10 protein-coding genes and 2 pseudogenes are annotated in these 12,966 nt (G+C 30.1%); 11 read left to right on the top strand and 1 reads right to left on the bottom strand.

The window, feature by feature from the left end:
- From Q0352_RS13260 to Q0352_RS13215, 10 genes and pseudogenes are all read left to right on the top strand, one after another.
- Window positions 1-516, top strand: a pseudogene (locus tag Q0352_RS13260) (hypothetical protein); the annotation flags it as partial.
- A gap of 137 nt (window positions 517-653) precedes the next feature.
- The gene (locus Q0352_RS13255) at window positions 654-1,115 is read left to right on the top strand and encodes a MarR family transcriptional regulator (RefSeq protein ID WP_299528223.1); all 462 of its coding nucleotides are present in this window, start codon (window positions 654-656) and stop codon (window positions 1,113-1,115) included.
- Window positions 1,116-1,141: 26 nt separating this feature from the next.
- Window positions 1,142-2,263, top strand: a complete 1,122-nt coding sequence (locus tag Q0352_RS13250) for an HlyD family efflux transporter periplasmic adaptor subunit (protein WP_299528221.1) — start codon at window positions 1,142-1,144, stop codon at window positions 2,261-2,263.
- Entirely contained in the window at window positions 2,263-5,445 is a 3,183-nt protein-coding gene (locus Q0352_RS13245; protein ID WP_299528219.1) for an efflux RND transporter permease subunit, read from the top strand. Before Q0352_RS13250 ends, Q0352_RS13245 begins: the two co-directional genes overlap by 1 nt.
- Window positions 5,426-6,745, top strand: coding sequence for a TolC family protein (locus Q0352_RS13240; protein WP_299528217.1), 1,320 nt, complete (start codon window positions 5,426-5,428; stop codon window positions 6,743-6,745). The genes Q0352_RS13245 and Q0352_RS13240 overlap by 20 nt, the downstream gene beginning before the upstream one ends.
- Window positions 6,746-6,942: 197 nt before the next feature.
- On the top strand, window positions 6,943-9,663 hold the full coding sequence (gene ppdK, locus Q0352_RS13235) for a pyruvate, phosphate dikinase (protein WP_299528215.1): 2,721 nt from the start codon (window positions 6,943-6,945) through the stop codon (window positions 9,661-9,663).
- 91 nt (window positions 9,664-9,754) lie between these two features.
- Window positions 9,755-10,516 (top strand): Rossmann-like and DUF2520 domain-containing protein, encoded by a 762-nt coding sequence (locus Q0352_RS13230; protein ID WP_299528213.1) that lies wholly within the window; start codon window positions 9,755-9,757, stop codon window positions 10,514-10,516.
- On the top strand, window positions 10,500-11,027 hold the full coding sequence (locus Q0352_RS13225; RefSeq protein WP_299528211.1) for an HAD family hydrolase: 528 nt from the start codon (window positions 10,500-10,502) through the stop codon (window positions 11,025-11,027). The genes Q0352_RS13230 and Q0352_RS13225 overlap by 17 nt, the downstream gene beginning before the upstream one ends.
- 22 nt (window positions 11,028-11,049) lie before the next feature.
- On the top strand, window positions 11,050-11,478 hold the full coding sequence (locus tag Q0352_RS13220) for a DUF2147 domain-containing protein (RefSeq protein ID WP_299528209.1): 429 nt from the start codon (window positions 11,050-11,052) through the stop codon (window positions 11,476-11,478).
- Between the two features lie 60 nt (window positions 11,479-11,538).
- Window positions 11,539-12,120, top strand: coding sequence for a hypothetical protein (locus tag Q0352_RS13215; protein ID WP_299528207.1), 582 nt, complete (start codon window positions 11,539-11,541; stop codon window positions 12,118-12,120).
- Window positions 12,121-12,122: 2 nt separating this feature from the next.
- Here Q0352_RS13215 and Q0352_RS13210 read toward each other — a convergent pair whose 3' ends face one another.
- A complete protein-coding gene (locus Q0352_RS13210) occupies window positions 12,123-12,764 on the bottom strand; it encodes a protein-L-isoaspartate(D-aspartate) O-methyltransferase (RefSeq protein ID WP_299528205.1) in 642 nt (213 codons plus the stop codon).
- 82 nt (window positions 12,765-12,846) lie between these two features.
- On the opposite strand from Q0352_RS13210, the pseudogene Q0352_RS13205 reads away from it, so the two are divergent.
- Window positions 12,847-12,966: pseudogene (locus Q0352_RS13205) on the top strand (gfo/Idh/MocA family oxidoreductase); the annotation flags it as partial.

Here is a 12,966-nt window from a genome sequence, read left to right as displayed (position 1 = left end):
CAATTATTTATGAATCAATTAGAAGGTGAAATTCCTTCAAATATTGGTGATTTAGTTAACCTAAAAGAATTAATACTTTTTAATAACTTACTAAGCGGATATTTACCAACTTCTATTTATAATCTTAAAAATCTTGAAACGTTTCACGTAAGCAGTAATAACTTATCAGGTACACTTGCTTTAGAAATTGGAAATTTAACAAGTTTAACAACTTTAAGCCTTTTTGATAATTCAATATACGGTATTATACCTCATACAGTTGGTAACCTTACTAATTTAAAAGAGTTGACTTTAGCTAATAATTTATTTGAAGGTGAAGTTCCATTTGAATTAGGCAACCTTACAAAACTAAAAACATTACTTTTAAATAATAATAGATTTATTGGCATTATAAGCCCTTCTATAAAAAATATGCCACAACTTTTAAATTTTGAATTCAATAACAACTCATTTGAAGTTAATGACCTTACAGGTAATTCAACCCCCATAACATATAATACATTGACACCTCAATAAAGATTCATCAATCTTTATTCAAAAAAGAGACTACTAAAAATAGTCTCTTTTTTTTATGCAAATTTTATTGAAATTTTAACATAGTTGCATATGCAACTAATAAATAACAATTAGTATATTCGCGTCAAATAAATAAAATGAATTTGGATTCTGACAACTCAGATTTTAATAAAACACTCGCTCCTTGGATTGGCAGAACTGCTAAAATATTGAACATGTATATTTCAGAAGTATTTCTGCAAAATAATATTCAAGTTACAAAAGAACAGTGGATAGTTTTAAAAATTTTATTTGAAGATAATGAACCTCTTATTCAAAACGAATTAGCCTTTATAACCAATCGTAACAAAGCTTCACTCACTAGGCTTATAAATGTTATGGAAAAAAATAATTTGGTTACTAGAATTCCCTCAAAAAATGATTCACGTAAAAATTTAATTCAAATTACTGAAACAGGAAAATTATTATTTCTTAAAATGAAACCTTTAATGCTTCATACTTTAGAAAAAATGCAACAAGGAATTACAGAAGAAGAAAAAAAGATTTTCTTTAATGTAATGACCAAAATTCAATTCAATTTAAAAAAACACACTTTATAATCATTTAATTAATCAAATTTAAATCAATGAGAAATATTTTAATCATAGTTTTATCAATTGTTCTCTTAGGAGGCTCTATTTATATTGCTAAATACTTAATAGACAATAAGAAAAAACCAAAACCAACCACAGAAAAAATTGTAAAGACTGTTTTTACGGAAACAGTAATAAACACTGCAATTCCTTTAGTTATAACAACAAATGGTAATTTGGTTGCAAAAAATAAAATTGAATTATATGCTGAAGTTCAGGGTGTTTTAGAGACTACTTCAAAAGAGTTTAAACAAGGAACATCATTTAACAAAGGTGAAACCATTATTAAAATTAATAGTGATGAGTTTTATGCAAATTTACAAGCTCAAAAAAGTAACTTATTCAATGCTATTACAGCTGTTATGCCTGATATTAGATTAGATTTCCCTTCAGAGTACCAAAAATGGCATAATTACTTGCTAAGTTTTGACACTCAAAAATCACTTCAAAAATTACCAGAAACCACTTCAGAAAAGGAAAAATTCTTCATTTCGGGTCGCGGTATAAATACAACATACTACAATGTTAAAAACTTAGAAGTTAAATTGAATAAATATAATTTAAGAGCACCTTTTAATGGAATACTAACAGAGTCACTGGTAAATCCGGGGACATTAATTAGAGTTGGGCAAAAGTTAGGAGAATTTATAGATCCAACTGTTTATGAAATAGGTGTTTCTGTAAAATCTGAATTCAGAGATTTACTGCAAGTTGGTAAACAAGTTGAATTATACAACTTAGAAAAAACCAAAACTTGGATAGGTAAAGTAATTAGAATAAATGGAAAAGTAGATGCATCAACTCAAACAATAAAAGCTTTTATACAAGTAAGTGGTAAAGATTTAAAAGAAGGGCAATATGTTGAAATTGCCTTAGAAGCTAAAGCCGAAGAAAACGCATTTGAAGTTTCTAGAAATCTTTTAATTGAAAACTCTAAATTATACATTGTTAAAGATTCTGTTTTAGATTTAGTTAACGTGAACCCTATTTTTGAAAATGAAAAATCGGTTGTAGTTAAAGGATTAGCAAATGGAACAAAACTTCTATCTAAGCCTGTTCCTGGATCTCATATAGGTATGCTTGTTAAAATTTCAACAGAAAATATTGAACAATAATGGAAAAAATCATATCCTATTTTATAAAATTTCCTGTAGCTGTTAATATATTTATATTGGCATTTATTGGATTTGGTTTAGCTGGTTATTTATCCATGAAATCATCTTATTTCCCGTTAACCGAATCACAAAATATTTCCATAAGTTTAAACTATCCTGGCGCATCTCCTGAAGAAATGGAAGAAGGTGTTGTGCTAAAAATTGAAGATAATTTAAAAGGAATTGTAGGAGTTGACAGAGTTACATCGGTTTCTAGAGAAAACTCTGCACAAATAAATGTTGAAACGATCAAAGGTAAAAATATAGATGTTGTTTTAGCTGATGTTAAAAATGCTGTAGATAGAGTCCCTTCCTTTCCTTCTGGAATGGAGCCTCCTATAATTGCTAAAATTGAAACTATGAGACCAACCATTAGCTTTACTGTTAGTGGAGATCAAATTCCTTTGGCTACGTTAAAACAATATGCAAGAACAGTTGAAAACGATTTAAGAAGTATTGATGGAATTTCACAAGTGAGGCTTTCGGGTTTTCCTGCCCAAGAAATTGAAATTGCAGTGAGAGAAAATGACTTACGTGCCTATAATTTATCCTTTACGGAGGTATCAAGCGCCATTAGTAAAACTAATTTATTAATCTCTGGTGGAAATATTAAAACCAATGATGAAGATTATTTAATTAGAGCTCGTAACAAAAATTATTTTGGAAATGAGCTTTTGAATTTAGTTGTAAGAGCTGATGCAAGTGGAAATATTATTAGACTTAGCGACATTGCAGATGTTTCAGACACTTGGTCCGAAACCCCCGACAGACTATACTTTAATGGTAAAAACGCTATAGATATTACGGTAAGTAATACGAATAGTGAAGATTTAATTTCTACTGCTGAGAACGTTAAAGAATACATTAAAAAATTTAATTTACAGCAAGATAATGTTCAAATAGATATCTCTAGTGATAATTCAATTGCTTTAAAACAACGAACAGAGTTATTGATAAAAAATGCTGGAATGGGTGTTTTATTAGTGCTCTTTTTCTTAGCGCTATTTTTAAATGTTCGTTTGGCATTTTGGGTAGCCTTTGGTATTCCAATTGCATTTTTTGGAATGTTTATTTTTGCTGCAAATTTAGGGGTAACCATCAATGTACTTTCATTGTTTGGGATGATTATTGTAATTGGTATATTAGTAGATGATGGAATTGTAATTGGAGAAAATATTTATCATCATTACGAAAAAGGGAAAACTCCCATACGTGCTGCAATTGATGGTACATTAGAAGTAATCCCTCCTATAGTTTCAGCAATATTAACTACTATTATTGCTTTTTCAACATTTTTCTTTTTAGATGGAAGAATAGGAAACTTCTTTAGTGAAGTATCAGTTATTGTAATTTTAACATTAGCTGTATCATTAATTGAAGCTTTAATTATTTTACCTGCACATATTGCTCATTCTAAAGCTTTAGAAAGAAAAGAGAAAAAGAGAAATAAATTAAACACCTTCTTCTTTAATGTAAATCAAGTTGCTGAAAAAGGACTCTTTTATTTTAGAGATACTTTTTATGCTCCTTATTTAAAGTTTTTTTTAAAGCATAAATTATTTGGTTTTGCAATACCAATCACATTGCTTATTTTAAGTATTGGAGCACTTGGAGGAGGAATTGTTAAAACTTCTTTTTTCCCTTCAATTGCCAGTGATAGAATTAGCATAGATTTAAAAATGCTTCAAGGAACTAATGAAATGATTACTGATTCTATAATTTCAAAAATTGAAGTAGCAGTTTGGGATATAAATGAAGAGTTTACTAAAAAACAAACTGGAAATGTTTCCGTTGTTGAAAATATAATTAAGAGAATTGGCCCTGGAACTTCAAACGGGAGTTTAACTGTAAATTTATTGCCTGGAGAAGCAAGAGAATTTTCTTCACCAGAAATAACAAATGCCATTCGGGAAAGAGTTGGTATTGTTCATGGTGTTGAAAGCTTAACTTTTGGTTCAGGAGGAAATTTTGGAGGAAGTCCGGTGGCTGTTTCTTTGCTAGGAAATAATATTGAAGAATTGAAAGCTGCTAAAATTGAACTGAAAGAAATTTTAGCTAAAAACTCTCAATTAAAAGATATTGCAGACAATGATCCTGCTGGGATTAAAGAAATTCAAATTAAGTTAAAAGACAATGCTTATTTATTGGGATTAAATTTACAAACTGTGATGAGCCAAGTCCGTTCAGGTTTTTTTGGTTTGCAAACACAACGTTTTCAGCGTGGGCAGGATGAAATTAAAGTTTGGGTACGTTATAAAAAAGAAGATAGATCATCTATAAAAGACTTGAATGATATGTGGATTACTACTCCGTCAAATCAAAACGTCCCTTTATCTGAAATTGCAACTTATGAAATTCAAAGAGGAGATGTTGCTATAAATCATTTAAGTAGTAAACGTGAAATTCAAATCACAGCAGATATGAAATCTCCGGGTGAAAGTGCTACAGATATTTTAGACGATATAAAAGCAAATGTCATACCTGAAATTACTTCAAAATATCCTACAGTTTCAGCAGCATATGAAGGTCAAAATAGAGAAGCACAAAAAACTATAACTTCAGTTAAAAAAGTTGGGTTAATAATTTTAGCACTTATTTATATTGTAATTGCTTTTACATTTAGGTCTTATGAACAACCCATTTTGTTATTATTAATGATTCCTTTTAGTTTAATTGGTATAATCGTAGGTCATTGGGTCCATGATTTTCCAATAAACATACTTTCATGGTTGGGTATTATAGCTTTAATTGGAATTATGGTAAATGATGGACTTGTACTTATTGAAAAATTTAATGGATACTTAAAACAAGGTCTAAAATATGATGAAGCACTAATACAAGCTTCTATATCAAGGTTTAGAGCAATTTTATTAACCACACTAACAACTATAGCTGGTTTAGCTCCATTATTGTTAGAAAAAAGTAGACAAGCTCAATTTTTAAAACCTATGGCTATTTCCATTTCCTACGGTATTGCCATTGCAACTGTTTTAACTTTAGTTATGTTACCGTTACTATTATCGGTTTCAAATGATATTAAAGTTTTTATTAAGTGGTTAATAACTGGTAAAAAAGTAACTAAAGAAGAAGTTGAAAGAGCAATTATTGAATTAAAAAGCGAAAATGATGAACAACATTCATAAAATAACAATTCTATTTTTATTTAGTTTTTCAATAGGATTTTCTCAAGAAAAACTGACCAAAGAAGATGCAATTAATCTAGCATTGGAGAATAATTACGGTATTCAGATAGCAAAAAATAAAGTAAAAATTGCTGAGAATAATGCAAGCATTTACAATAGCGGTTTCTTACCAAAAGTAACAGCATCAGCAGGAGCAAACTACAATAATAACTCTAGTGAATTTACATCTCAAAATGGAGATGTTTCAGAAACTAATGATGCTGAGTCTAAATTATACAATGCTTCAATCGGTTTAAATTATACGTTATTTGATGGTTTAGGAAGAACCTATAATTATAAAAAATTAAAAGAAGCCTATAATTTATCTGAACTTGAAGCCCAAGCTATTATTGAAAATTCAGTATTACAAATTTTCACAATCTATTATGATGTTGCGCAATTAACCGAGGATGAATTGAATATTTTAGAGTCCTTAAAAATTTCAAAACAACGATTAAAACGGGCTGAATTGAGTTTTGATTATGGACAAAGTACAAAATTACACGTCTTAAATGCTGAAGTAGATGTAAATAATGATAGTATTAGATATATAAATACACAACGTTTTTTAGCAAACTCTAAGCGCGATTTAAATTTACTTTTAGGAAGAACCATAACTAACGATTTCACTGTTGATACCGGTATATCATTTAATTTGATATTTGATTATCAAAATTTATTAGAAAAAGCAAAAAGTCATAATATTGAAATACTGAAAGTAGAAAAGAGTATTGTGCTAAGTAATTTTGATACAAAAATTAACAAGTCTGACCTATTCCCTACCCTTAATTTTAATAGCTCTTACGGATTTAATAAATATGATTATGATTTAACATTTGCTAATTCAGAACAATTATCAAAAGGAATAAATGCAGGAGTTAGTTTAAATTGGAATTTGTTTGATGGTGGAAATACAAAAACACGTATTCAAAATTCAAAAATAACAGCTGATAATTTACAAGTTCAAAAAGAACTAATAGAAAATGAATTAGAGCGCTCTATTGCAAACGCTTTAGAAATTTACAACAATGCTTTATTTATTTTAAAAGCAGAAAAAAAAAATGTTGAAACAAATAAGAGAAATTTTTCAAGAACCGAAGAACAATTTAAATTAGGCCAAATAACATCTATAGAATTTAGACAAGCACAAGTAAATCTTTTAAATGCACAGTCAAATTTAAATTCTGCTAAATATGATGCTAAAAATGCTGAATTAAAATTATTACAACTTTCAGGAGAATTATTAAGTCAAGAATTCTAAATTAAAAATGATTCAATAAATTTAGTTATTTCATAAGATTCTTACTTTTTATGTATTAAAAAAGTTAAAATATTTACATCTAAATCGTTTTCGTGCTAAAAATCAATGATATAAATCATACGAGATTAGGAGGAAATTCCCTAAATTTGTGCCCTCATAAATTAAAAAATAACATAATAAATTAAAGTATAATAATAATGGAAGGAAAAAAAAGAGTTTACAAATTTGGAGGTAAGACTGCAGATGGAAATAGCACTATGAAAAACCTTTTAGGAGGTAAAGGAGCTAACCTAGCAGAAATGGGTTTAATTGGAATACCTGTTCCTGCAGGATTTACAATTACTACAGAAGTTTGTACTGAGTACAATCTTTATGGAAAAGATGCTGTTGTTCAAACTATAAAAGAACAAGTTGAAGAAGCTGTTAAAGCAACTGAGCTTACAATGGGAGCAAAATTCAATCCAACTGATGGTTCTTTTCCTTTGTTATTATCTGTTCGTTCAGGTGCTCGTGCTTCTATGCCAGGTATGATGAATACAGTTCTTAACTTAGGTATGAATGATGAAACAGTAAAAATTATTGCTGAAAAATCAGGTAATGCAAAATTTGCATACGATTCTTACCGTCGTTTCATACATATGTATGGTGATGTTGTAATGGGTGTTGAAGCTGAAGAAGGACACCATAACCCATTTGAGGTTATTCTTGACGAATTAAAAGCAGCAAAAGGTTATAAAATTGATACTGAATTAACAGTTGAAGATCTTAAAACGCTAGTTGAAGGTTATAAAGCAGTAATTAGAGAACACGCAGGTGTTGACTTCCCAACAAATCCATGGGATCAACTTTGGGGTTCTGTTTGTGCTGTATTCGATTCTTGGAATACTGAAAGAGCTATACTTTACAGAAGAATGGAAAACATTCCTTCTGAATGGGGTACTGCTGTAAACGTACAAGCAATGGTATATGGTAATATGGGTGATTCTTCTGCAACAGGAGTTTGTTTCTCTCGTGATGCTGCAACTGGTGAAGACCAATTCAATGGTGAATACTTAATAAATGCACAAGGTGAAGATGTTGTGTCTGGTGTTCGTACTCCATTAGAAATTACTACAATAGGATCTAAACGTTGGGCTGAACGTAACGGTACTTCAGAAGGAGACCGAGTTAAAAACTTTCCTTCTTTAGAAGAAGTAATGCCTTCATTATATCAAGAACTTAATGTGACTCAACAAAAACTTGAAGATCACTACAAAGATATGCAAGATATGGAGTTTACTATTCAAGAAGGTAAACTTTGGATGCTTCAAACTCGTAACGGTAAACGTACTGGTGCTGCAATGGTAAAAATGGCAGTAGATATGTTAGAACAAGGTCTTATTGACGAAAAAACTGCAATCTTACGTCAAGAGCCTAATAAATTAGATGAATTATTACACCCTGTATTCGATCAAGACGCTTTAGTTTCTGCAAAAGAAATCTCTAAAGGTCTTCCTGCATCTCCAGGTGCTGCAACAGGTCAAGTTGTTTTTTCTGCTGATGCTGCTGAGAAATGGGCTGCTGATGGTAAAAAAGTAATTTTGGTTCGTCGTGAAACTTCTCCTGAAGATTTAAAAGGAATGTATGCTGCTGAAGGTATCCTTACTGAACGTGGTGGTATGACTTCTCACGCAGCTGTAGTTGCACGTGGAATGGGTAAATGTTGTATCTCTTCTGCTGCAGGTTTAGTTGTTTCTAAAACTTCAATGACTGTTGGTGGTGTTGTTTATAAAGAAGGTGATTTCATTTCATTAAATGGTACTACAGGTATTGTATATGAAGGAAAAGTAGATACAATGACTGCTACATTAGATGGCGATTTTGCAAAATTAATGGAATTAGCAGAAAAAAATACTCGTATGTACGTTCGTACAAATGCTGATACTCCTGATGATGCAAAAGCTGCTCGTGAATTTGGTGCAAAAGGTATTGGACTTTGTCGTACTGAGCATATGTTCTTCGAAGGAGATCGTATCTGGGCTATCCGTGAAATGATTCTTGCTGAAGACTTAGCTGGTCGTAAAAATGCATTAGCTAAATTATTACCAATCCAACGTGAAGATTTCTACGGAATTCTTGAAGCTATGGATGGATTTGGTGTTACAATTCGTTTATTGGATCCACCATTACATGAGTTTACTCCAAACGATGCCGCATCTCAAGTTGAAATGGCTGAAAGATTAGGTGTTGATGTTGAGCTTGTAAAAGCTAAAGTTGAATCTTTGCACGAATTTAACCCAATGTTAGGTCATAGAGGTTGTCGTTTAGGAAATACGTACCCAGAAATTACTGAAATGCAAGCACGTGCAATTATAGAAGCGGCTTGTGATTTAAAAGCTAAAGGATTTAATCCTAAACCAGAAATCATGGTTCCTTTAATTGGTACTATGCAAGAGTTTAAAATGCAAGAAGACATCATCCGTGAGGTTGCTGCTGCTGTATTTGCTGAAAAAGGTTTAGAAGTTGATTACTTAGTAGGAACAATGATCGAGATTCCTCGCGCTTGTTTAACTGCTGATAAAATCGCTGAACATGCTGAATTCTTCTCTTTTGGAACAAATGACCTTACTCAAATGGGATTCGGATATTCAAGAGATGATGCTGGTAAATTCTTACCTATCTACATTGAAAAAGGTATCTTAAAACACGATCCTTTCCAAGTGTTAGATCAAGAAGGTATTGGACAATTAGTTGAAATGGCATGTGAAAAAGGTAAAGCTGCTCGTCCAAGTTTAAAAATTGGTATTTGTGGTGAACATGGTGGTGAGCCTAGTTCAGTTGAATTCTGCCATAGAGTTGGTATGGAATACGTATCTTGTTCTCCTTTCCGTGTGCCAATCGCACGTTTAGCTGCTGCTCAAGCTGCAATTAGAGAATAAGTATTATAATACTAAAATAATTATTACTAAAAATTCCATCTTTTAAAAAGATGGAATTTTTTTTATGGTTCAATTCAATTATATTCGTAGCATGATTAACGTTGTAATTCTTGGCGGTGGAAATGTAGCACATCATTTAACAACTCAATTGTTAAAAAATGATACTATAAACCTAGTTCAGGTTTACAATAGAAGTATTGAGAAAATTCAACATTTAAAAAATTCCACTTCAATTACTAATAAGTTAAGTGAATTAAAAGATGCTGATATTTATATCATTTCTGTATCAGATAATGCTATTTCTAGTCTTTCATCAAAAATAAATTTTAAAGAAAAACTAGTAGTTCATACTTCTGGTGGAGTTGCTATGAAAGATCTTCTAACTATATCAAATAAAGGCGTATTTTACCTTTTACAATCCTTTTCAAAAGAACGAGAAGTTAATTTTTCAACCATTCCAATTTGTTTAGAGGCTGAAAATGAAAAAGATTTAAAATTATTATCTCAATTAGCATCAAAAATTTCAAATACTGTTCATATTATTAATTCTGAACAACGCGAAAAATTACACCTTGCCGCAGTTTTTGTAAATAACTTTGTAAATGTTATGTATAAAATTGGGCATGATATTTGTAATACTGCTAACGTACCGTTTGAAATTTTAAAACCGCTAATACTTGAAACTGCTTCAAAAATAGATGAAATTACACCTTATGAAGCTCAAACAGGACCCGCAAGAAGAAATGATACAAAGACTACTGAAAAACACGAAACAATGTTACTTATAAATCAACGAGAAATTTATACATTGCTAACCAAATCTATCAATAATACGTATGGAGAAAAGTTATAAAGAAATTATGCCCCAAATCACCACATTTATTTTTGATGTTGATGGAGTTCTAACAAATGGAGTTATAACTATTTTTCCTGATGGAGAAATGATTAGAAATATGAATATTAAAGATGGTTATGCAATGAAAACAGCGGTAATGGCTGGTTATAATGTATGTATCATTTCTGGAGGAACAAATGAAGGAGTTCGAACAAGATTACAAGGTTTAGGTATTACCGATATTTATTTAGGAGCTCACAAGAAATTAAATCAATTTGAAGAATATAAAAAACTTCACAATTTAAAAGCTGAAAATATTTTATATATGGGTGATGATATTCCAGATTATCCAGTTATGAAAAAAGTTGGATTACCTTGTTGCCCAAATGACGCCGCACCAGAAATTCAAGATATATCATTGTATGTTTCTCATAAAAAAGGAGGTTTTGGCTGTGTTCGTGATGTTATTGAACAAGTTTTAAAAGTTCAAGGAAAGTGGAATGGACAATTTGACGCTAAGTATGATTAATAATTTAATAAATATTAAAAAGATGAAAAAAAGTATTTTAATTTTAATTGCTTGTATAGCATTTGGAACTTTTACCAGTAACGCACAGTCAATTTTCGGAAAATGGAAAACTATTGATGATGAAACTGGTAAAGAAAAGTCTATTGTTGAAATTTATAAAGTTGATGGGAAAGCCTATGCTAAAATTGTACAATTATTAGAAAAAGGTAAGGAAGATAAACTTTGTGATTTATGCAAAGGCGAAAATAAAAACAAACCAATTAAAGGTATGGTTATAATCAATGGATTATCTGAAGATGGTGATGAATGGAATGATGCCAAAATTTTGGACCCAAAAACAGGAAAGGAATATAAATGCTACATTACTTTGGATGGAGATAACAAACTAAAAGTTCGTGGATATATTGGTTTTGCTTTACTAGGAAGAACACAGTATTGGCATAAAATTTGATAATAATTTAATGATATTTCTAATTAACTGAGGTATTATTATTTGTTATCATTTTTTGCTATGAAAATATATAAACAGTTAACTTTAAAAAGGAAAGAAATAATAATTTTACTATTTCTTTCCTTTTTTTTTAACATAAATGCCCAAAAATTAGATTCATTAATTATATGGGATGAAAATTATAAGCTTTCCTGGAATGATTTTTCAGGTACTCCTAATTATAAAAAAAGAATTACAGCATTATCTTTCCTTGAAATGCAATTAATTAGAGCCTATTCTAACAATGAGATTTACTCCTACACTATAATTCCTACATTTAATAGATTTCATTCATATTCAAAAAACAAAAGTTCTGATAATCTTTTAGAACACGAACAAATACACTTTGACATACAAGAAATTTTCGCAAGAAAATTAAGAAAACAATTTCAAAAATTAAAACGAAATAATGCATGTGACATTTCCTATATAGAAGTGTATAATGAAAATAACATTTTACTTAAAAAATATCAATACAAATTTGATGTTTTAACTGATTATTCTTCTAATAAAGATGAACAGAATACATGGAAATCACTAATTTTAATAAAACTTAATGAATTAGATTCATACAACGCAAAAAAACATTATGGTATTAGATAAAACTAATTTCTCTTCTTTAACATAGGTACAAATCTAAATTTACCTAATTCGTGTTTTTCAAAATCTTTTTCGCTAGTTCTAATAAATAAGGTCATTGTTTGTAAATCATCTCCAATAGGAATTACCAACCTACCTCCTATTTTTAACTGAGCTAATAAAGCATTTGGGACAAAAGGAGCTCCGGCAGTCACAATAATCCCATCAAAAGGAGCATTTTCAATTAAGCCTTTATAACCATCACCAAAAATCATTTTCTTAGGTTTATAACCTATTTTAGGTAAAAACAACTTCGTTTTTTTAAACAATTCATTCTGCCGTTCAATTGTATAAACTTTAGCATCCATTTCTATCAAAACAGCAGTTTGATAACCAGAACCTGTACCTATTTCTAAAATCTCATGAGCTGGTTTTACTTGTAATAACTCTGTCTGAAAAGCTACCGTATATGGTTGTGAAATTGTTTGGTCAGCAGCTATTGGGAACGCTTTATCTTGGTATGCAAAATCTACAAAACCAGAATCCATAAATAAATGGCGAGGAACATTGGCAATTGCTGTCAATACATTTTTGTCTGTAATTCCTTTTTCTTCTAAAATTTTTGCTAATTGATTTCTAAGTCCTTGATGTTTGTGTGTATCCTTCACTAATTGCTAAATTTGAGTTGCTAAAAATAGGAATAAATGCTTAAAGATTCTTACTTTTGTTTATCTAAAAATAAACATTCTTATGATATTAAAAGCAGGAGTTTTAGGAGCCGGACATCTTGGTAAAATCCATTTAAAATTATTAAATCAATCAGAAAAATATAATTTAGTAGGTTTTTATGATCCTATAAAAGAAAATGCA

This window comes from uncultured Lutibacter sp. (assembly GCF_937891065.1).
Lineage (GTDB): Bacteria > Bacteroidota > Bacteroidia > Flavobacteriales > Flavobacteriaceae > Lutibacter.
Note: the sequence above shows the minus strand (reverse complement) of the source record. Positions and strands in the feature narration are given on the sequence as shown.

What these genes read in the sequence shown, in the direction of transcription:
- Q0352_RS13255 (WP_299528223.1), top strand. Translation starts at nt 654, where the DNA reads ATGAATTTGGATTCTGACAACTCAGATTTTAATAAAACACTCGCTCCT.
- Q0352_RS13250 (WP_299528221.1), top strand. Translation starts at nt 1,142, where the DNA reads ATGAGAAATATTTTAATCATAGTTTTATCAATTGTTCTCTTAGGAGGC.
- Q0352_RS13245 (WP_299528219.1), top strand. Translation starts at nt 2,263, where the DNA reads ATGGAAAAAATCATATCCTATTTTATAAAATTTCCTGTAGCTGTTAAT.
- Q0352_RS13240 (WP_299528217.1), top strand. Translation starts at nt 5,426, where the DNA reads ATGATGAACAACATTCATAAAATAACAATTCTATTTTTATTTAGTTTT.
- ppdK (WP_299528215.1), top strand. Translation starts at nt 6,943, where the DNA reads ATGGAAGGAAAAAAAAGAGTTTACAAATTTGGAGGTAAGACTGCAGAT.
- Q0352_RS13230 (WP_299528213.1), top strand. Translation starts at nt 9,755, where the DNA reads ATGATTAACGTTGTAATTCTTGGCGGTGGAAATGTAGCACATCATTTA.
- Q0352_RS13225 (WP_299528211.1), top strand. Translation starts at nt 10,500, where the DNA reads ATGGAGAAAAGTTATAAAGAAATTATGCCCCAAATCACCACATTTATT.
- Q0352_RS13220 (WP_299528209.1), top strand. Translation starts at nt 11,050, where the DNA reads ATGAAAAAAAGTATTTTAATTTTAATTGCTTGTATAGCATTTGGAACT.
- Q0352_RS13215 (WP_299528207.1), top strand. Translation starts at nt 11,539, where the DNA reads ATGAAAATATATAAACAGTTAACTTTAAAAAGGAAAGAAATAATAATT.